Below are 20994 nucleotides of genomic sequence, written 5' to 3'. Positions count from 1 at the left end.
GCGCTTTATCTCGGGTTAGAAGTGGTAAGTCATGCGCGCAAACAATGTCCGGCCCAGCGGGTCGGTGTAGCGCGGGTCATAGCCGCTCTGGAAGTTGTAGGCCTGGTTGGAGAACGGCGGGTTGCGGTCGAAAACGTTCTTCATTCCGGCATCAACGTCGAGCACTTTGTTGAAGGTGTAACCGGCCGACAGATCCCACACCGAATACGACGCCACCCGCGCGTGCGTCTCGCGGTCGTAATCGTTGTAACCGGTGGTGAAGCGGTTGGTCAGCGCTGCCCGCGCCGCCCCCGGGCTCCAGCTGCCGGTGAGGTTGTGCTTCCAGCGCGCGATCACGCCGTCACCCTGAAAGTCGCCGACCTTGTCGGTGAACGGGCCTTTGATGGTGCTCTGGAAGTCGTACTCGTCGACATAGGTGCCTTGCAGGCCGAGACCAAACTGACCGTACGGCGTGTTCGGGAAGCGATAGTCGAGCGACACGTCGACACCGTTGGTCTCGACGATGCCGAGGTTGGCGTTGCCGGTGACGATGTAGTTGAGCGTGCCGTCGGCGTTGCGCACGAAGCGATCCTGATAGGCGCCGGCCTGATCGAACACGGTGGATTCCGGGAACGGCTGGATCTGGTTGGAGATGTGAATCCACCAGAAATCCAGACCCACTGACAGATTGCTGATCGGCTGGTAGACGAAGCCCAACGTCACGTTGCGCGCCTTCTCCGGGGCCAGATCCTCGTTGCCGCCAATCTGGTTGAGGAATTGCTGACCGCAATCGCGCCCGCCGTTGCCGCCCGGTTGCACCACGCCGCCGGTACACAGCACCGGATCGTTGTAGTAACCCTGAGTGAACGTGATGCTGCGCGGCGAATACAGCTCGTACAGCGATGGCGCGCGGAAACCTTCGCTGTAGGCACCACGCACCACCAGCTCTTTGATCGGCTGATAACGGAACGAATATTTCGGGTTGGTGGTACTGCCGAAGTCGCTGTATTTGTCGTGGCGCACAGCGGCGGACAGTTCGAGGCTGTCGAGCACCGGCACGTTGAGTTCGGCATAGGCGGCCTTGACGCTGCGGTCGCCCTCGACGCTGCCGGCCGGGTCGATGCCGAGGCTCTGGATGTCGCCGGCGAACGACTCGAAGTCCTGATGGAATTTCTCCTTGCGGTACTCGCCGCCCAGAGCCGGGCCGGACGGACCTGCGCCGAACCAGTCACCGATTTCACGGCTGACGCGACCATCGAACCCGGCGACGCGACCCACGGCTGTGGAGTAGGCGCCGTGGTAGGCGGCGGCATCGATGTACTGCTGGCCGGCAGCGGTCTGCGGGCCGAACGGGTTGAGCAAACCGCTGGCCAGGCCGTCAATCATCGCCTGATCGCTGACATAGCCACTGGTGACGCTGGAGACGATTTTGTTCTGGTTGTACGAGGCGCCGACGTTGTAATCCCAGCCGCCAACCAGACCATCGAAGCTCAGCAGAAAGCGCTGGCTGGTGTTCTGGTCTTTCGATTCACGCGGGCCGGCGGCAGTCTCGCGCCAGTTGACGTCGACTGGCTGCGTCGGGTCGAGGGCGAAATCGGTCGGCGCCGGGGTGATGCCGTTGCCGGGGTAGTAGGGCGACGAAGCGTCAAGGCTCAGACCGGTCAGTGGCGCCGGGCCGACGGCGACGGCGTTGTTGTTGCGCGACCAGAAATATTCAAGGTTGGCGTTGTGATCATCGCCGAGCTTGGCAGTGGTCTTGCCGAAGAACGAGGTCTTCTCGGTCTGTGGCACCAGATCGATGTATTCACGGGTGCTGAAGCGGCACAAGCCGTCGCGGGCGATCAGGTTGGGGCCGTTGCAATTGCTGTTGGCCAACGGGTTGGTGGCGTTGCCGTTCTGGCTGTAGTTGCCGGGGAACGCGGTGCCGGAAGTCTGATCGAGACCGCGACCGGGCGCATAGTCGGTGGCGAAGGAGCGGTCGTTGGCGTCGAGGTTCTGCTGCTTGTTGTAGTTGAACACGCCGAGGACGTTGAAGCGGTCTTCTTCGAGATCGCCGTAGCCCCAACTGGCGCTCATGTCTTTGGTCGCGCCGCCACCGCTGTGGGTCGGCGTTTCGCCGCCCAGGGTCAGGGCGCCATCGGTGAGAGATTTTTTGGTGATGAAGTTGATCACACCGCCGATGGCGTCGGTGCCGTACAGGGCCGAGGCGCCGTCGCGCAGCACTTCCACGCGTTCGATGGCGGCAAACGGGATCATGTTCAGATCCACCGCGCCGCCGGCCGAGTTGGTCCCCGACAGGGCGTTATTGGCCAGGCGTCGACCGTTGAGCAGCACCAGCGTTTTGTTCGCGCCGATGCCGCGCATGTCGGCAAACGACGCACCGCCAGTGGCCGCGCCGACGGAGCCGGCGCTGTTGTTGATCGACTGGCTGCCGGTGATGCGCTGCACCAGTTCGGCGGTGGTGGTCACGCCCTGTTTGCGCAGCTCGTCAGCCTTGAGGATGGTGATCGGCACCGCCGTTTCCGCATCGACCCGGCGAATCGCCGAACCGGTCACTTCGACCCGTTGCAGTTGCGTGGTCGGCGCCGCCACGACAGCGGCTGCCGGCGTGGCACTGTTGTCGTCCTCGGCCGCTTGCACGGTCCCGGCGCCCATCCCCATGGCCACCAGATACAGCGGAACAAAACGGTGGCGAGACATCGTTGCCACCAAAGGTTTGAGCGTGAAGCGTGGAGTGTTCATCAGCATGGTTGTTTCCGATTTTCAGACGTTATCGAATTGGCCTTGTGAGCCGCTCATTGCTCCGCTTCCGGTGATACCGCGCGCGGAAAACCACTTTCTTCAAGCAAGCCGATCCCCTCCGAAGACGCGGGGCGTTTTTTCGGTCGGCCGGGTGCGACGGGATTTCTTTTTTCAGCGGCGCCGGGCGGGTGTTTCAACACCCATCCGGCACCGCACTCAGTGGGTGGTCATCACCGAAATCTTGCTGATGCCGGAGCGTTCGATCGATGCCATCGCCTTGGCCACCTGGCCGTAATTGACGGCGGCATCGGCCTGCAATTGCACACGCACTTCGGCGTCTTTGGCCTTGACCTCCTTGAGGCTGGCCTCGAGGGATTCCGGGGCCAGTTCGGTCTTGGCCAGATAGAACTTGCCATCCTGATCGACGCTGACCACCACCGGGTCTTTCTTTTCGGCAGGGGCGACGGCGTCGGTTTTCGGCAGGTTGACCTTGATCGCGTTGGTCATCAGCGGCGCGGTGACAATGAACACCACCAGCAGCACGAGCATGACGTCGACCAGCGGCGTGACGTTCATTTCGCTGAGCACTTCATCGCTGTCTTGAGTGGAGAAGGACATCAGCTGGCCTCCCGCACGGCGGTGGTGCTTTTGCTGGCGATGGCCTGGCGGCTGATGGAAAACGCACTGCGCGAGGCGAGGGCGTCGAAGTCGTGGGCGAAGTCGTCCATGTCCGCTGAGGCCAGTTTCAGCCGACGCAGGAAGAAGTTGTAGATCAGCACCGCCGGCACCGCGACGGCGATGCCCACGCCAGTGGCGATCAGCGCGTGGCCGATAGGCCCGGCGACCGCCTCAAGGCTGGCCGAGCCGGTTTCGCCGATGCTTTGCAGGGCTTCCATGATTCCCCACACGGTGCCGAACAAACCAATGAACGGCGCGGTGCTGCCGATACTGGCGAGGATCGCCTGGCCGTTTTCCAGCGAGCGACGTTCCTTCTGGATCTGCTGGCGCAGGTTGCGTTCCAAGCGATCGGAACGGTTGATGGTGTGCGCCAGTTGCTGCGTGGTACGCGGCGAATCTTCCACCAGCAGGGCTTCAAAACCGCTGCTGGCGATGCGCGCCAGCGAGCCCGGATACTGGCTGGCGTGTTCGGCGGCGGTGAGCAGGTCCGGCGCGCTCCAGAAGGCTTTGGCGAACTGTTTGTTCTGCGCTTTCTGGCGCAGGTACTGGGCCGACTTGACCAGCAGGATCGCCCAACTGACCACGGAAAACAGCACCAGACCCCAGAGCACACCGGGGACAATCATCGAAGACAGTGAATCGTTCATGGCTACACCTCGCTTGCGTTAATCAGTAATGAGTCGGTTGCGCCGTCATTGCGGCAATTTGAAATCGATGGTCTGGGTGGCGAAGCCGTCGATCGGCGTGTCACCGCGCTTGGCCGGAATGAACTTCCAGTTCTTCACCGCCGCGACGGCCGCCTCATCCAGTTGCGCCTTGCCGCTGGACTTGGTCACCGTCACCGCACCGGCACGGCCGTTGGCCAGCACCTGAATGCGCAGCACCACGCTGCCTTCCCAATTGCGGCGCAGCGCCAGCGACGGGTATTCCGGCGGCGGGTTGCCAAGGCTGGCCAGGCCGGAAATCGCCGCCGACTCCTTGACCGGAGCGGGCGCAGCAGGTGGTGCCGGTGGTGCGCTCGGTGTCGTCGGCGCCGCAGGTGCGGCAGGTTGCGCCGGGGCCGGCGGCGCTTTCGGTGGCTCGACTTTCTTCACCGGTTTGGGTTTCTCGACCGGTTTTGGTTTTTCGATTGGCTTGGACTTCTCCACCGGTTTGGGCGGCGGCTTGACCGCGTCCTCGTCTTCCACCGGCTGCTCGGGTTCCGGCGGCGGTGGAGGCGGGGGCGGCGGTGGTGGTTCCGGTGTCGGTGGGGCCGGAGGCGTCGGGCTGGTCAACTCGACGGTCATTTCCGGAATTTCCGGCGGCGTCGGCAGTGGCTCCGGCCGCGCCTGATGGAAGAACCACCACGCGCCGCCGTGTATCAGCGCCGACACGGCGATCAGCAAGAGCAACTGTGGTTTGTTCAACCCGCCGGGTCGTGACGTGTTGGCTGTAAACGCCGGCCTGCCCGGGGGCGGCGGGACCGGCGCTTGCCGCAACGGCCCCGGCAGGGTTTTGTGCTTTACCGCATCGTTCATTAAAGCTCCCTCGGGTCAGATGAAGGGCAATAAGGTGCCGTCCGAACATATGGCTGATGTTCGAGTGAGTGGGTGCAACTTTCTTCAAGGTGTACGCGAGCCGATAGTTGAACTATCTGTTTAAACGGCCTCGAACAAACTTAATGGCTTAGTAGCATCTATATCGATTGTTCATTACCCATTCCGTGGCTTGTTGTTGTGCGGAGACGTGAGCTGTCTCAGGTTTGTTACAGTTTGCAACAGGTGTGCCAGATGTTGCTGAAACCGGTTGAGCGCATATCTTCGGTGTTGCTGATGTCGCATTTATATAAGTTTCAAGTTCGCCCGCTGTTTATTCGGCGCGAAGTGGTCCTCAAGTCCTCGCAGAAGGGCTTTTTCCAGAGCGAGTCAGAGGGAACGCTCTATCACGCCGATCGGCGGGATAGAGCGGCTGCTCGGTGATCAGGCTTAGCACCTATCGGTGCGTGGCGAATCGATTTGGTGCAGGTCAGTCATTCAGCGGTTCACAGGGCATGCTCCTTATTTTGATTCTGGAGTATTGGTTAACTGCATCACATTCGGGCGTGCGGTTTTGGTGCAACTTCAATGACGGAAAGTCATTGTTCGACAATCTTGTTGTTGTGCCTTTTATTAATTGTCGTATTTAAAAAATAAATAACACTCTGCGTCCGGCGATCGCTCGATCGCCAGGCACGCAAAGTGTGCATTGGGTTTCAGGTAATAAAGGAGAAATGCGCCAGGCTGAATAGGCTCGGCTGAACTTGGGGCTGGATTTGCGAGTGAGTGGGGTATGTCGTACGGCGGAGCATTTGAAGATTCACGGAGGAACTCCTTATTGCCAGCTCGGACAGGCGAACTTTTGGTTCGCTGTCGCACCTTACAAGAACGCGGATAGCGTTCGATGAATGCTCTTGGTGCGGGATGGGCACCGCCAGCGCTGATTGGCGAAGGTCGATTTCGCAAGTCGGCAGTGCATGGGAAAAACGTGCCAATCACGACACATTTGCAGAATTTTCTACGTCAGGCCAGCCAGCCATCTACCCTGTGCAAAGGCCTTATCGGGGGAACGGACATGTACCAGCTCTACGGTCACAAGAATTCCGGCGCGGCTGCCATCGAGGCGGCACTGGAGTTGTGCCAGATCGCCTATCGTTTCATTGATACCGAAGCCAGCGCCGAGGCTGACGAGGCGCTGAGCAAACTCAATCCGTTGAAACAGATACCGACCCTGCAACTGCCGGACGGCAGTGCCATGACTGAAAGCGCGGCGATCCTGATTCACCTGGGCCTGACGTTTCCCAAATCCGGCCTGCTGCCGAGCAAGGCTGCCGATCGTGATCAGGCGATTCGCGGTCTCGCCTACATCGTCAGCAATTGCTACGCAGCGGTTGGCATCATCGATTACCCCGAGCGCTGGCTGAGCGCGCCTGACGAGAGCGCACGGCAAAACCTGATCGCCGGCACCCGCCAGCGCCTGCACTTCAGTTGGGAGGTGTTTGCCGATCAGTTTTCCGGGGAGTTGTATCTGGATGATGAAACGCCCGGTGCACTGGATGTGCTGGCGGCCGTGGTGAGCCGCTGGGCCGGCAGCCGCGAACACCTGCGCCAGACCCGCCCGGGCTTTTATGCGTGGCTGCAAAGGATCGACCGGCACCCGGTGCTGGCACCGGTGTTTGAGCGGCACTGGCCGGCCTGACAGGCGTGATCGTTCCCACGCTCTGCGTGGGAATGCCTCAACGGACGCTCCGCGTTCGGCTTTAGAGGGACGCGGAGCGTCCCAGTGCTGCATTCCCACGCAGAGCGTGGGAACGATCATCACTGACCTGGCGCATTCGCGAGCAGGCTCGCTCCCACAAGGGGATCACGGCGGTGGGCTCAGTCGCCGCGAATGTACTGCTCCAGCTGTTTGATCAGCTCGGCCTGTTCGGCAATTGCCTCTTTCACCAGGTCGCCGATCGACAGCAAACCAATCAGTTGCCCGTCCTCGACCACCGGCAGGTGGCGCAGGCGTTTGTCCGACATGATGCCCAGGCAGGTGTCGACGGTTTGTCGGGTATCCACGGTAATCACGTCCTTGACCATGATGTCGCGCACTGGCGTACCGACCGAAGAGCGCCCGTGCAGTACCAGTTTGCGTGCGTAGTCACGCTCGCTGATGATGCCGACCACTTTGTCGTCTTCGACCACCAGCAAGGCGCCGACGTTTTTCTCGGCCATCTTCATCAGCGCTTCGAGCACCATGTGATCGGGTTTGATCTGGTGCACTTCCTGATTTTTCTGATCTTTGAGCTTGAGCAGTTGGGCGACGGTCTTCATGGCGGTTACTCAGGTGTTGTCGTTGTTCATCAAGCATCGTAGACGCAGCTGCGCAGAGCAAGGTGGCAAAGCGGCAGTTAGCGTGCAAAAAACGCCATTTGCCGGAAAAAACTTCTTTGTATCGGTAAATGAAGCGTCTGTGGCTAGGGGATTTATCTGTAACAAGGGGGGATTATCTGTGGCAGAGGAATTATCTGTGGCGATGGGATTTATCTGTGGCGAGGGGATTTATCTGTGGCGAGGGGATTTATCCCCGCTGGCCTGCGCAGCAGGCCCTTTCATTAAAAGCGGGGCCGCTTCGCGGCCAGCGGGGATAAATCCCCTCGCCACAAATGCTGCGTAGAATGGCGTTCTGATTGAAACGTTGAGGTCGCATTGGTGGATTTACAGCAGGGCTTCGTCCTGACCCGGCATTGGCGCGATACGCCGGCCGGCACCGAAGTCGAGTTCTGGCTGGCAACGGACACCGGGCCGCGCCGCGTGCGTCTGGCGCCTCAGCCATCGGTGGCGTTTATTCCCGCCGCCCAGCGGGAAGCGGCCGAGCGTCTGCTGCACGATGAAAAGAATGTAGAGCTGCGACCGTTGGCCTTGCTCGATTTTCAGCATCGTCCGGTGCTCGGTCTGTATTGCCAGCAGCACGGCCAGTTGATGCGCCTCGAAACCGCGCTCAACCGCGCCGGCGTCGACGTCTTTGAAGCCGACGTGCGCCCGCCGGAGCGCTATCTGATGGAGCGCTTCATCACCGCGCCGGTGCTGTTTGGCGGCACGCCTGATGCTGACGGCGTACTGATCAACGCCCAACTGAAACCCGACCCTACTTACCGGCCGAAACTGCGCCTGGTCTCACTCGACATCGAAACCACCGAAAACGGCGAGCTGTATTCCATCGCTCTGGAAGGCTGTGGCGAGCGCCAGGTGTACATGCTCGGCGCGCCGAATGGCGACGCCAGCATTGTCGATTTCGACCTTGAATACTGCGATTCGCGCACGCTCATTCTGAAGAAGCTCAACGACTGGTTCGCCCGCCACGACCCTGACGCGATCATTGGCTGGAACGTCGTGCAGTTCGATTTGCGCATCCTCCATGAACACGCACGGCGTCTTGGCGTGCCGCTGAAGATCGGTCGTGGCGGCGAAGAAATGCAGTGGCGCGAGCACGGCAGCCGCAATCACTACTTCGCCTCGGCAGCGGGGCGGCTGATCATCGATGGCATCGAGTCGTTGCGTTCGGCGACCTGGAGTTTTCCCTCGTTCAGCCTGGAAAACGTCGCGCAGACCCTGCTCGGCGAAGGCAAGGCGATCAACAACCCATACCAGCGCATGGACGAGATCAACCGCATGTTCGCCGAGGACAAACCGGCGCTGGCCAAGTACAACCTCAAGGACTGCGAACTGGTCACGCGGATCTTCGCCAAGACCGAACTGCTGACTTTTTTGCTCGAACGCGCCAGCGTCACCGGTTTGCCGGCCGACCGCAGCGGCGGTTCGGTCGCCGCGTTCACCCATTTGTACATGCCGTTGATGCATCGCCGGGCTTCGTTGCACCCAATCTGGGCACCAATCCACCGCAGGCCAGCCCCGGCGGGTTTGTCATGGATTCACGCCCGGGGCTTTACGAATCGGTGTTGGTCCTCGATTACAAAGCCTTTACCCGTCGATCATCCGCACCTTTCTGATCGACCCGGTGGGCTTGATCGAGGGCCTGCAACACCCGGATGACGCCGACTCGGTGCCGGGTTTTCGTGGCGCACGCTTCTCGCGCACCCGCCATTGTCTGCCGTCCATCGTGGCGCGGGTGGCCGAAGGGCGCGAAACCGCCAAGCGCGAGCACAATGCGCCGCTGTCCCAGGCGTTAAAGATCATCATGAACGCCTTCTACGGCGTGCTCGGCTCCAGTGGTTGCCGTTTTTTCGATACCCGGCTCGCCTCGTCGATCACTTTGCGCGGCCACGAAATCATGCTGCGCACCCGCCAGTTGATCGAAGAACAGGGCCACGCGGTCATTTACGGCGACACCGATTCAACCTTCGTCTGGCTGCGCAGTCTGCACGGCCAGGAAGAAGCAGCGCAGATCGGCCATGCGCTGGTCAAGCACGTCAACGATTGGTGGCGCGCGCATGTGCGCGAGGAATACGGGCTGGAAAGCGCGCTGGAATTGCAGTTCGAGATTCACTACAAGCGCTTCCTGATGCCGACGATTCGCGGCGCCGAGGAGGGCAGCAAGAAGCGCTACGCCGGCCTGGTCACCCGCGCCGATGGCAGCGAGGAAATGGTCTACAAGGGCCTGGAAACCGTGCGCACCGACTGGTCGCTGCTGGCCCGGCAATTTCAGCAAGAGCTGTATGAGCGGATTTTTCAGCGCAAGCCGTATCAGGATTACGTGCGCGACTACGTGCGCAAGACCCTCGCTGGCGAGTTCGACGATCGGCTGATCTACCGCAAACGCCTGCGCCGCACCCTCGACGATTATGAACGCAACGTGCCGCCGCACGTCCGCGCGGCGCGGCTGGCCGACGAATACAACGCCGAGCATGGCCGGCCACGGCAATATCAGAACGGCGGCTGGATCAGCTACGTCATCACCCTGGCCGGCCCGGAGCCGCTGGAGGTGCGCCGCGCCGCCATCGACTACGACCACTACATCACTCGGCAGCTGCAACCAGTGGCGGATGCGATTCTGCCGTTTGTCGACGACGACTTCTCAACCCTGATCGGTGGGCAACTGGGCCTGTTTTGAGTCGAGCAATTGCAGCGTCCATTCATCGAGAATGCCGTGGAAGTAGCGCTCCAGTGCCTGATGGAACAGGCTGTCCTCGGCGCTGAACTGGGCGAACAAAGTCATCGAAGAATGAAATTTCAGGTCATCGGGATGGCCGAAAATGTCTGCAATCGAGCGCTGCGGCACATTCAGCACCAGTTGCGTGCAGGTGCGCAGCCGCGCCCCGAGCAGTTCATGGGCCAGATACGCCTGGGCTTCCTCGGCTGAACCAATGGCAAAGCGCCGGGCCATCTCGCTGCCGCCCAACCCGGCGAACTGCGGGAAGACGAACCACATCCAGTGGCTGCGCTTGCGGCCCGTCTCGAGTTCACGCTGGACCCGTTCGAACACCGGGTCCTGAGCCTGGACAAAACGTTGCAGGTTGTACGGGTCGTGCAGATCTGTGCTTCTCATGGCGAAGCCCTCGCAGTCGGCAGCTCAGACCATGGCCAGTCGCTGCTTGCGTTGTGGCGCCGGAAACACCTTGTCCAGCGCCGCCAGATCCCCGGCGTCCAGTTGCAACTGCGCCGCCTCGGCATTGAGTTGCACATGCTCCGGGCGCACAGCCTTGGGAATCGCAATCACGCCGTCCTGGCGCAGGAGCCACGCCAGCGAAACCTGCGCCGGGGTGGCGTTGTGACGGCTGGCAATGTCTTGCAGGACCAGCTCGGCGAGCATCGCGCCGCCCTGGCCGATCGGGCAGTAAGCCATCAACGGCAGGCGCTGATGCTGGCACCACGGAAGCAGATCGAATTCGATGCCGCGCTCCTCGAGGTTGTACAGCACCTGATTGGTGGCGCAGGCCGAGCTGGACAGTTCTTCGAGGTCGTCGACATCGAAATTCGACACGCCCCAACGGCCGATCTTGCCGTCCTCGCGCAGGCGTTCGAAGGCTTCGACGGTTTCCTCCAGCGGATACTGACCGCGCCAGTGCAGCAGATACAGATCGATGTAGTCGGTACCGAGCCGACGCAAACTGCGCTCGCAGGCTTGCGGGATGCCCTGGCGGCTGGCGTTGTGCGGGTAGACCTTGCTGACCAGAAAGACTTGATCGCGCAGACCGGCGATGGCTTCGCCGACCACCGTTTCGGCACCGCCCTCGGCGTACATCTCGGCGGTGTCGATCAGGGTCATGCCGAGCTCGATGCCCGTGCGCAGCGCCGCCACTTCACGGCTGTGCGCCGAACGATCCTCGCCCATGCGCCAGGTGCCCTGACCAATCACCGGAACCTGTACGCCGGCCAACTCAAGGGTACGCATTCAAACCTCCTGCCTTAAAGAGTCGATATCTTTAGTGGGCAGCAGGATAGAGCAAGGGTTCCCGGAAGGAAGTCAAGGATGAAACCAGATCAATTGTGGCGAGGGGATTTTGTGGCGAGGGGATTTATCCCCGCTGGGCTGCGAAGCAGCCCCAAAAACCTGCAATAGAACGCTGTCTGATACAGCGCGTGTTGCAGGATCAGGGCTGCTTCGCATCCCAACGGGGATGAATCCCCTCGCCACAGGGGGAGCATGGCAGGTTACTTGGCGGAGAACTTGAGGATCACGCTGTGGGCGTAAGTCTGCCCCGGATCAAGCCGCGTGCTCGGGAAGTCCGGCTGGTTCGGCGAATCCGGGTAGTGCTGGGTCTCGAGGGTGAACGCGCCCCAGTGTGGATAGACCTTGCCGCCCTTGCCCTTGACCGTGCCGTCTAGGAAGTTGCTGGTATAGAACTGCACGCCCGGCTCGCTGGTGAACAGTTGCAGGACGCGTCCGGATTGCGGGTCGCTGACTTCGGTGGCGAGCTTGCTGACATCGCCCTTGGTGTCCAGCGCCCAGTTGAAATCGAAGCCGCCCTGTTTCGGCTCGGCGAACTTCAGCTGCGGATGATCAGCCTTGATGTGCGTGCCGATTGCCGTCGGTTTGCTGAAGTCCATCGGCGTACCGGCGACAGGCGCCAGCTCCCCGGTCGGGATCAGTTTGGCGGTGACTGGCGTGTAATGGCTGGAGTTGATCATGGCGACTTGCTTGAGAATATCGCCATTGCCGGCACCGGCCAGGTTGAAGTAGCTATGGTTGGTCAGGTTGAGCACGGTCGGCTTGTCGGTGCTGGCCTTGTAGTCGATGCGCAGCTCGTTGTTGTCGGTCAGGCGATAGGTGACTTCGGCGGTCAGATTGCCCGGGAAGCCCATCTCGCCGTCGGCCGAGAGGTAGGTCAGGGTTACGCCAACCGAATCCTTGTCCTTGGTTTCTTTGGCCTTCCAGACTTTCTTGTCGAAACCTTCGGGGCCGCCGTGCAGGGCGTTGGATTTGTCGTTCTGCGGCACTTGATAACGCTTGCCATCAAGTTCGAAAGCACCTTCGGCCAGGCGGTTGCCGAAACGGCCGATGGTCGCGCCGAAGTACGCGGTGCCTTTCTGATAGCCCTGCACATCGTCAAAACCCAAGACGACGTCGTCGAACTTGCCGTGTTTGTCAGCGACTTTCAGCGCTTGCAGGGTCGCGCCGTAGGTGATCACGGTGGCCTGCATGCCGTGGCTGTTGCGCAGGATGTACTGTTCGACAGGCGTGCCGTCATTGGTTTTGCCGAAGGCTTTGTGTTCGGCGGTCAGGCCCGCCGCGTTGGCGGAAAGGGTAGCGATCATCAGGGACAGTCCGAGGCCGGAGAGCAGGTGACGGGATTGAAGCATGGTTGACCTTCCTTTTTGTTGTTGTTTTCGCATTGACCGTAGGAGCTGCCGAAGGCTGCGATCTTTTGATCTTGATCTTGATTTTTAGAAGCAAGATCAAAAGATCGCAGCCTTCGGCAGCTCCTACATGTCACTAGTCATGCTATTTGAGTCGAGAGAGAAGATTTATAGCGGATTTACCGCTGTTGGCAAATATAAAGTCCGACTAATTGACATGGCGAAAAGCGCCGAAGGTCGGCTTCACCGCCGGAGCACTGCACTTTTTCGCAATCGGCGGCTCTATGCATGGCCAGGATGCGGTGACTCCCGCCGCACAGGAATGTGCCTGTCCGAGACTTCATGCCGAGTGTTTTTGCCCTGATCACCGTCGCTCACCGCCGCCCGTGCCTGCTGCTGGCCTGCCTGTTGTCGCTGTTGCTCAGCGGCTGCAGCCATCAGAACGGCAATGGATTTTTCAATCAGATACGAGAAGGGCAGCCGCAGGAATTTCTGCAGACCAGCGTCGACCGCATGGCCACCCTGGCGATGCGCGACAACCTCGACAGCCTCTATCGATTGATGGGCAAGCTTTACCTGCGCAACCCGGAAGAACTGCGCAAATCCGGTTTCCTCACCGTCAACGCCGCCGTGAAACAGGTGCGTCTCGCTGTCGAGCAACAGCAGCCGTTGCCCGTGCTGGGCGGGCGCAAGGACCTGGCGGCGCTGAGCTATGCGATGAGTCCGGAATTCCTCGGCGACCGCGTCGGCGCCTTCATCTATGCGATCGGCAGCATGCTGGTTACCGCTCACGGCAATCGCACCGAGTTCTACATGACCGACGCGATCAACCCGACGTTCGTGCACAACGCCGCGCGTAACATCGAAAAAGCCATGTGGATTCTGTCGCAACGACAAAACAAGGAAGGCCAGCCGTTGCTGTTCTCCAACGAAATCTCGGAGGAGGGCAGCAACCTCAGCTTCGCCACCGAATTCAGCAAAATCGTCGCGCGCCTGGATCTGCTCACGCAGATGCTCGATGAGCGCTATCGCAGGATCGGCCTGAATTACGCGCAGAGCCTGCTGTTCTTGAATTTCCTGCCGGTGCAGTGAGCCCGGCAGGTTTTCTGTAGCGCCAGGGGCCACTGTGGGAGCGAGCCTGCTCGCGAATGCGTTGCGTCATTCAACTCATCGGTCGGCTGACACCCCCTTCGCGAGCAGGCTCGCTCCCACAGGTAACTGCAGCAAATTCGATATGGCATAACGATAGACCGCATCGATATATGTGGTTATAAGAAAAATCGCTATGCTGCGGGCCAGATTTTCCTGTCGTTTTCTGGACGTTTGAATGGAATTGGCAAATTTCGGCCTGGTGATTGCCGGGCTGGTGGTGGGGTTTATCGTCGGCATGACCGGTGTGGGCGGCGGTTCGTTGATGACGCCGATCCTGCTGTGGTTCGGCATCAACCCGGCGACGGCGGTGGGTACGGACCTGCTGTACGCCGCGATCACCAAATCCAGCGGCGTCCTCGTTCACAAGAAGAACAAGAACATCGACTGGGCGATCACCGGCTGGCTGACCCTCGGCAGTGTGCCAGCCGTGGCCATGACCCTGTGGTTCCTCAGCACCCTGCACACCGCGCCGGACGCGATGAACGCCATTATCAAACAGGCGCTCGGTTTCGTCCTCTTCGCCACGGCGCTGGCGATTTTCTTCAAAAAACGCTTGCTCGAATTCGCCCACAAACGCGCGGGTGGCAACTACAACCCGAGCGGTTCGCACCTGAATATCATGACGGTGATCACCGGTCTGATCCTTGGCACCATGGTCGCCCTGACCTCGATCGGCGCCGGCGCACTCGGCACCGTCGCCTTGTTCATCCTCTACCCGCTACTGCCAACCCGGCGCCTGGTCGGCACCGAAATCGCCCACGCCGTACCCCTGACCCTCGTCGCCGGCCTCGGCCACGCAAGCATGGGCAACATGGATTGGGGCGTGCTGGGCTTCCTGCTGATGGGCTCGCTGCCGGGCATCTGGCTCGGCAGCCACCTGACCGGTCGCATCTCCGACGAAGTCCTGCGCCCGTGCCTGGCGACGATGCTGGTGTTGATTGGTTACAAGTTGGCGTTCTGATTCAGCCTGGAAAAAACACTTCCTGTGCAGCGGCCGTAGGGAGGTGCCGATGATCGCTTACGTCATGTTGCGCAAAGTTCTCCCTGACCTAAGCTTCTGACAGGGCAATGCCTTTTTGCCAGACGCCGCCGGAACAATCGCCACGATGCGCAATCAGTAGTGCGTGGATATCAAAAGGAGATGCGCATGCTCATCAGGTCCCTGACCCTGACCCTCTTGCTGGCAATCGCCGGCCCCCTGTTCGCCGCTGACAGCGATTCACCCCTGGCCGGGGACGTGGGCCGCGCCCGCCCGCTGATCGTGATTGCGCAAAGCACCGTCGACCCGGTCTGGCTGAGCCTGAAAAAGTCACTGGAAGACCCGGCCAACAAAAAGGGCGTCACCGACCGCAACATCAAGGTCTACACCATCCTCAGCATGTCCGGCCAGCTCGACGGCAAGGACATGGGCCAGCAGGACACCATGGCCCTGCTGCGCTCGCTGAAGCTCGGCGCCGGCGCTTATCCAAAAGTGTTCCTGGTGGGCAAGGACGGCGAAACCAAGCTCTCCGCCTCGGGTGACGAAGCCAAGGCATTGAGCCTGGCGAAAATCTTCGAAACCATCGACGCCATGCCCATGGCCGAAAAAGAAGCCGCCGCTGCGGCCGCCGCCGCACAAACGCCTGCCGCCACCGAGCCGGAACCGGCCAAAGGCGCTAAGGGCAGCAAACCGGCGAAACCGAGCAAACCGCCGCAGATGCCGGATGATTGATTGCGCGTTGCGTGAGTGAAGCAAAATCCCTGTGGGAGCTGGCAAACCAGCTCCCACATTTTTTTGTGAAGTGCACAGTTCAAATGTGGCAGCGAGCCTGCTCGCGATAGCGGTTTTTCAGGCGCTGAAAGGTGACTGATCGAGCGCATTCGCGAGCAGGCTCGCTCCCACAAGTCATCTGCTGATCGAAAGTTGTTGCAGCCTGCGACACCTCCAACGTTAACCGAGTGAAAACCCGATCCTGTAGGAGCCGCAGAAGGCTCGGGCTGCGATCTTTTGCTCTTAATCCGCCAACGCCGCGAAAACCGTGTGCGCAATCTTCACCCGTTCGACGTTCGGGTAATTCTTGTTGGCCAGAATCACGATGCCCATGTCCCGCGACGGCACGAACGCTACATACGCACCAAAGCCGCGCGTAGAACCGCTTTTGTTGAACAGCACATTGGCCGGCTCAGCTTGCGGTGGGGTCAGCCACTCGACTTTGTGAGGTTCCATGGCCATGGGGGTCGAGTTGCCGTTTTGCAGTTTTTCCAGGCTGATCGGGTAGGCGTAGCGTTCCCAGCCCAGGCCTTGGGTCATGTCGCCGACGCGGTAATAACCGACGTGGGTGTTGGCGATGGCTTGGTGCAGATCAGGCGCAAGGCTGGCCGGTTTCAGTTGTGCCTGGACGTAACGCAGCAGGTCGGCGGCGCTGGTTTTGATGCCGTAGGCCTCGGCGTCAAGGGCGCCGGGGCTGACGCGCACGGGTTGGTCGGCGCTGTCGTAGCCTTGGGCGTAAAGCTTCGACTGCGCTGGCGGCACGCTGAGGAAGGTGTGCTGCAAACCGAGTTTCGGCAGCAGGGATTGGGTCATTGCCTGCTCGAACGGCTGACCGAGGCTTTTCGCCGTCAGGTAGCCGAACAGGCCCAGGCTCGGGTTGGAATACAGGCGATGGCTGCCGACGGGAAATTGCGGTTTCCACTGCTGGTAATAGCCGAGCATCTTGTCGGAAGAATCCGCCTCGGCAGGAAATTGCAACGGCAGACCGCCAGCACTGTAGGTGCCCAGTTGCAGCACGCTGATGTTGTCGAAGGCGCTGCCCTTGAGCTCCGGCCAGAGCTGGCTGGCCTTGCTCGACAGGTCAAGTTTGCCGGTGGCCTGGGCGTAACCGGCGAGGGTGGCGGTGAAGGTTTTGCTCACCGAGCCGACTTCGAACAGGGTGTTTTCACTGACTTTTTGCCCGGTGTCTTTGGCAGCGACTCCGTAATTAAAGTAATGCGCCTGGCCATTCAGCGTGATCGCTACGGTCAGCCCCGGGATGTTGTTTTGCTGCATCACCGGGGTGACGGCTTAGCTGACCAGTGCCTGCAATTGCGCATCCGTCGGCGTTGCGGCATGACAGGCAACGCTGCCGAAGAACAGTGCGAAAGCGCTGTGGGAAAAGACCTTGCTCGGGTTGAAGGAACACATGAGTGAATCACTCTCCATGAGTGTCGTTTGTTGTATCCCGCTACACTGCGGGTGATTTTTTCATCGGGCGGCTGATCAGCGCGGTTAATTTAGGCACTTTGCCGACCTTCGACAAACGATGAAAACTCGCACGAACCCTTAGAAAAATTTGGGGCAACCCATGATTCGACCGCAACTGCCGCTCAACGCTCTGCGCGCGTTTGAAGCCTCGGCACGTCATCTGAGCTTCACCCGCGCCGCCGTCGAACTGTGCGTAACGCAGGCAGCGGTCAGCCATCAGGTCAAAAGCCTGGAAGCGCAGCTCAACCTGACCCTGTTCAAACGCCTGCCCCGTGGGCTGATGCTGACCAGTGAAGGCGAAACCTTGCTGCCGGTGCTCAGCACCTCATTCGATCACATTGCGCAGATGCTCGAGCGTCTGGCTGGTGGGCAGTATCGCGACATGTTGACGGTCGGCGCGGTGGGCACGTTTGCGGTGGGTTGGCTGTTGCCGAGACTGGCGGATTTTCGCGGGAAATATCCGCTGATCGATTTACGCCTCTCGACGAATAACAACCGGGTCGATGTGGCGGCGGAAGGGCTGGATTACGCGATTCGGTTCGGCGCTGGCGCCTGGCATGGCATTGAGGCGACACGCTTGCTCGATGCGCCGTTGTCGGTGTTATGCGTGCCGGAGATTGCCCGGCAACTGCACGCGCCGGCGGACTTGTTGCAGCAGACCTTGCTGCGTTCCTATCGCACTGATGAATGGCCGCAGTGGTTTCAGGCGGCGGGCCTGGCGACCCAGGCTGCGCCACCGCAAAGCATCGTCTTCGATTCGTCGCTGGCGATGATTGAAACGGCGTTGCAGGGCGGCGGCGTGGCGTTGGCGCCGCCGCTGATGTTCGCCCGGCAACTGGCAGCGGATGCGATCTGCCAGCCGTTCGCGATCGAGATCACCACCGGCAGTTACTGGCTGACGCGGTTGCAGTCGCGAGCGGAAACGGCGGCGATGAACGCGTTCAAGGCGTGGTTACTGCAAGTTTCTGCCTGACACAAACCCCCCTTGTGGGAGCGAGCCTGCTCGCGAAAGCGGTGCATCAGCGACAGCACTATCGACTGACCTGACGCCTTCGCGAGCAGGCTCGCTCCCACAATTGAAATCAGCGGCGCCTGCTGGATCACCGCACCAGACACGGCCGTTTGTTATCGAATTTCCACCCCGGAATCAGGAACTGCATCGCCACGCTGTCGTCCCGCGCGCCGAGGCCCATGCCTTTGTACAGTTCGTGAGCCTTGGTCACTTGATCCATGTCCAGTTCCACGCCCAGTCCCGGTTTCTGCGGCACTTGCACGCAGCCGTCGACAATTTGCAGCGGTGCCTTGGTCAGACGCTGGCCGTCCTGCCAGATCCAATGGGTGTCGATGGCCGTGATCTCGCCCGGTGCCGCAGCGGCGACGTGGGTAAACATCGCCAGAGAGATATCGAAGTGGTTGTTGGAATGCGAACCCCAGGTCAGGCCCCATTCGTGGCACATCTGCGCGACGCGTACCGAACCCTGCATGGTCCAGAAGTGCGGGTCGGCCAGCGGGATGTCCACTGACTGCAACTGAATCGCGTGACCCATTTCGCGCCAGTCGGTGGCGATCATGTTGGTCGCGGTTTTCAGCCCGGTGGCGCGGCGGAATTCAGCCATGACTTCGCGCCCGGAATAACCGTTTTCCGCGCCGCAAGGGTCTTCGGCGTAGGCGAGTACGTGGTGCTGATCGCGGCATAGACGAATCGCCTCTTTCAATGACCATGCACCGTTCGGATCGAGGGTGATCCGCGCGTCGGGGAAGCGCTCGGCCAGTGCCGTGACCGCTTCGATTTCGGCATCGCCACTGAGTACGCCGCCCTTGAGTTTGAAATCCTTGAAGCCGTACTTGGCGTGCGCCGCCTCCGCCAGACGCACGACCGCTTCGGCGGTCATGGCCTTCTCGTGGCGCACACGGAACCAGTCGTTGTCGGCGTCCGGTTCGCTGCGGTAGGCGAGATCGGTTTCGTGTTGATCGCCAACGTAAAACAGATAACCGAGCATTTTCACTTCGTCGCGTTGCTGACCTTCACCGAGCAGCGCCGCCACCGGCACGTCCAGATGCTGGCCGAGCAGGTCGAGGAGGGCGGCTTCCGGTGCCGGTGACCGCGTGAATGGTGATGCGCAGGTCGAACGTCTGCAGGCCACGGCCACCGGCATCGCGGTCGGCGAAGGTCTGGCGCACCTGATTGAGAATTTTCTGGTAGGTGCCGATGGGGCTGCCGACCACCAGATTGCGCGCGTCTTCCAGTGTCTGGCGAATGCGCTCGCCACCGGGCACTTCGCCGACGCCGGTATGGCCGGCGTTGTCCTTGAGGATGACGATGTTGCGGGTGAAAAACGGCCCGTGGGCGCCGCTCAGGTTGAGCAGCATGCCGTCGTGACCGGCCACCGGAATCACTTGCATGTCGGTGATGATCGGAGCTTTGGCGGTGTCGTGAACAGTCATTATTGTTTTCCTTGTCGAGACGAAGTCAGGCGTGTTTCGGCGCGGCGTCGGCCACGGCTTTTTCAGCAGCGGGTTTCGGCGTGGTGCGCGCAGCGAAGACGATGATTGCGGCGATGATCGAGGTCGCGGCCAGACCATAGAGGCCGCCCTGAATCGAGCCGGTGTGTTGCTCCAGCAGGCCAAAAGTGGTCGGTGCGACGAAGCCGCCGAGGTTGCCCACCGAGTTGATCAGCGCGATTACTGCCGCCGCAATGCGTGCATCCAGATAAGCCTGGGGAATCGGCCAGAACAGCGACGAGGCGGATTTGAAACCCAGCGCCGCAAAGCAGATCGCGACGAAGGCAAAGATCGGCCCGCCAGTGGTGGACATGAACATCCCCGCTGCGGCGATCAACAGGGCGGTGGCGACCCAAGCTTGTTGATGTTTCCACTTCGCCGACAGCGAGGCGAAGGCGTACATGCCGACGATCGACAGCAACCATGGAATCGAGTTGAACAGGCCGACCTGCACGTCGCTGAGTTCGCCCATCTTCTTGATGATGCTCGGCAGCCAGAAAGTCGCCGCATAAATGGTCAACTGAATGAAGAAGTAGATTAGGCAGAACAGAATGATCTGCCGGTCCTTGAGCAGTTTGCCCAGCGACGGCCGGATCGGCGTCGCCGCTTCGCGGGCCTTTTGCTCGTCGTCGATGGCGCTGACCAGCGCATCCTGTTCGGCGCGGCTCAGCCATTTCGCGTCGTGGGGTTTGGCGTCCAGCCAGAACCAGACAAACACGCACAGGCACACCGAGAACATCCCCTCGATGAAGTACATCCATTGCCAGCCGTGCATGCCCAGCCCATTGATCTGCAGGAGCAGGCCGGACAGCGGACCGGAGATCAGCGAGGCCACGGCCGAGCCGCTGAGGAAGATCGCGATCGCCTTGCCGCGCTCGACGCCGGGCAGCCAACGGGTGAAGTAATAAATCACCCCGGGAAAAAACCCGGCCTCGGCGACACCGAGCAGGAAACGCAGGATATAGAAGTGGGTTTCATTCTGGATGAACGCCATGCAGGCCGCGACTATGCCCCAGGTGAACATGATGCGGGTCAGCCAGATCCGCGCGCCGACTTTTTGCAGAAGCATGTTGGACGGCACTTCGAACAGCGCGTAGCCGATGAAAAACAGCCCGGCGCCGAAGCCGTAGGCGGCAGCACCAATTCCCAGATCGGTTTCCATGTGGGTGCGGACGAAGCCGATGTTCACCCGGTCAATGTAATTGACGATGAACATGATCACGAAGAGCGGCAGGACGTGGCGTTTGACTTTGGAGATGGCTGAGGCGAGCGTCGGATCGACGCTGTCCTGCATCCCGGAGACGGAGGTTTTCACTGATGTTTCTCCCACTGATTATTTTTATGCGGGTAGGACTGGGTGCTGCGTTGTTGATAGACATCATACAACTGTGTTTTTTTGTCCGACAAGTGGCGAGGGACGATTAAATTCTTCTGATTGTTCGGTTTCTTATGCGAAAACAGGAT

15 protein-coding genes and 3 pseudogenes are annotated in these 20994 nt (G+C 60.6%); 7 read left to right on the top strand and 11 right to left on the bottom strand.

Annotated elements, in window-relative coordinates:
• Nucleotides 1-15: 15 nt before the first annotated feature.
• The 4 genes from AB4O12_RS11995 to AB4O12_RS11980 form a co-directional block, all read right to left on the bottom strand.
• Nucleotides 16-2727, bottom strand: coding sequence for a TonB-dependent receptor (locus AB4O12_RS11995; RefSeq protein ID WP_460062083.1), 2712 nt, complete (start codon nt 2725-2727; stop codon nt 16-18).
• A gap of 210 nt (nt 2728-2937) precedes the next feature.
• Nucleotides 2938-3339 carry an ExbD/TolR family protein gene (locus AB4O12_RS11990; protein WP_016775377.1) on the bottom strand — a complete coding sequence of 134 codons (402 nt, stop codon included), beginning with the start codon at nt 3337-3339 and terminating at the stop codon, nt 2938-2940.
• Entirely contained in the window at nt 3339-4046 is a 708-nt protein-coding gene (locus AB4O12_RS11985) for a MotA/TolQ/ExbB proton channel family protein (RefSeq protein WP_041477200.1), read from the bottom strand. Before AB4O12_RS11985 ends, AB4O12_RS11990 begins: the two co-directional genes overlap by 1 nt.
• Before the next feature lie 45 nt (nt 4047-4091).
• Nucleotides 4092-4916, bottom strand: coding sequence for an energy transducer TonB (locus AB4O12_RS11980; RefSeq protein ID WP_460062080.1), 825 nt, complete (start codon nt 4914-4916; stop codon nt 4092-4094).
• Between the two features lie 252 nt (nt 4917-5168).
• Between AB4O12_RS11980 and AB4O12_RS11975 the strand changes: the two genes are divergently transcribed.
• On the top strand, nt 5169-5357 hold the full coding sequence (locus AB4O12_RS11975) for a hypothetical protein (RefSeq protein WP_423662275.1): 189 nt from the start codon (nt 5169-5171) through the stop codon (nt 5355-5357).
• Between the two features lie 631 nt (nt 5358-5988).
• Nucleotides 5989-6612 carry a glutathione S-transferase N-terminal domain-containing protein gene (locus AB4O12_RS11970; RefSeq protein ID WP_236169580.1) on the top strand — a complete coding sequence of 208 codons (624 nt, stop codon included), beginning with the start codon at nt 5989-5991 and terminating at the stop codon, nt 6610-6612.
• Between the two features lie 179 nt (nt 6613-6791).
• On the opposite strand, the gene AB4O12_RS11965 is transcribed toward AB4O12_RS11970, so the two are convergent.
• On the bottom strand, nt 6792-7232 hold the full coding sequence (locus AB4O12_RS11965; RefSeq protein ID WP_041477195.1) for a CBS domain-containing protein: 441 nt from the start codon (nt 7230-7232) through the stop codon (nt 6792-6794).
• A 378-nt stretch (nt 7233-7610) separates the two neighbouring features.
• Between AB4O12_RS11965 and AB4O12_RS11960 the strand changes: the two are divergent.
• Nucleotides 7611-9969 (top strand): annotated as a pseudogene (locus AB4O12_RS11960) (DNA polymerase II).
• Here the strand turns inward: AB4O12_RS11960 and AB4O12_RS11955 are convergent.
• From AB4O12_RS11955 to AB4O12_RS11945, 3 genes are all read right to left on the bottom strand, one after another.
• Nucleotides 9934-10404, bottom strand: coding sequence for a DUF1810 domain-containing protein (locus AB4O12_RS11955; RefSeq protein ID WP_056788700.1), 471 nt, complete (start codon nt 10402-10404; stop codon nt 9934-9936). The pseudogene AB4O12_RS11960 and the gene AB4O12_RS11955 overlap by 36 nt on opposite strands.
• Before the next feature lie 24 nt (nt 10405-10428).
• Entirely contained in the window at nt 10429-11250 is an 822-nt protein-coding gene (locus tag AB4O12_RS11950; protein ID WP_460062076.1) for an aldo/keto reductase, read from the bottom strand.
• Between the two features lie 260 nt (nt 11251-11510).
• Nucleotides 11511-12659 (bottom strand): aldose epimerase family protein, encoded by a 1149-nt coding sequence (locus tag AB4O12_RS11945; protein ID WP_423662267.1) that lies wholly within the window; start codon nt 12657-12659, stop codon nt 11511-11513.
• A gap of 339 nt (nt 12660-12998) precedes the next feature.
• Here AB4O12_RS11945 and AB4O12_RS11940 point away from each other — a divergent pair, with 339 nt between their 5' ends.
• The 3 genes from AB4O12_RS11940 (at nt 12999) to AB4O12_RS11930 (ending at nt 15519) form a co-directional block, all read left to right on the top strand.
• A complete protein-coding gene (locus tag AB4O12_RS11940) occupies nt 12999-13748 on the top strand; it encodes a hypothetical protein (RefSeq protein WP_056788708.1) in 750 nt (249 codons plus the stop codon).
• Between the two features lie 235 nt (nt 13749-13983).
• Complete coding sequence (locus AB4O12_RS11935) at nt 13984-14769, top strand: sulfite exporter TauE/SafE family protein (RefSeq protein WP_460062072.1); 786 nt, start codon at nt 13984-13986, stop codon at nt 14767-14769.
• Nucleotides 14770-14955: 186 nt separating this feature from the next.
• Nucleotides 14956-15519: a DUF4174 domain-containing protein gene (locus AB4O12_RS11930; protein ID WP_016775365.1), complete on the top strand. Its 564-nt coding sequence runs from the start codon at nt 14956-14958 to the stop codon at nt 15517-15519.
• 282 nt (nt 15520-15801) lie between these two features.
• On the opposite strand, the pseudogene ampC reads toward AB4O12_RS11930, so the two are convergent.
• Nucleotides 15802-16968: pseudogene (gene ampC, locus AB4O12_RS11925) on the bottom strand (class C beta-lactamase).
• A gap of 160 nt (nt 16969-17128) precedes the next feature.
• Here ampC and AB4O12_RS11920 point away from each other — a divergent pair.
• A complete protein-coding gene (locus AB4O12_RS11920) occupies nt 17129-18001 on the top strand; it encodes a LysR family transcriptional regulator (RefSeq protein WP_236169586.1) in 873 nt (290 codons plus the stop codon).
• 127 nt (nt 18002-18128) lie between these two features.
• On the opposite strand, the pseudogene gudD reads toward AB4O12_RS11920, so the two are convergent.
• A pseudogene (gene gudD / locus AB4O12_RS11915) lies at nt 18129-19473 on the bottom strand (glucarate dehydratase).
• A gap of 25 nt (nt 19474-19498) precedes the next feature.
• Entirely contained in the window at nt 19499-20845 is a 1347-nt protein-coding gene (locus AB4O12_RS11910; RefSeq protein ID WP_016775359.1) for an MFS transporter, read from the bottom strand.
• Nucleotides 20846-20994 lie beyond the last annotated feature (149 nt).

It is taken from the genome of Pseudomonas sp. S2_A05 (genome assembly GCF_054668485.1).
This window is presented reverse-complemented; position numbering and strand designations above follow the sequence as displayed.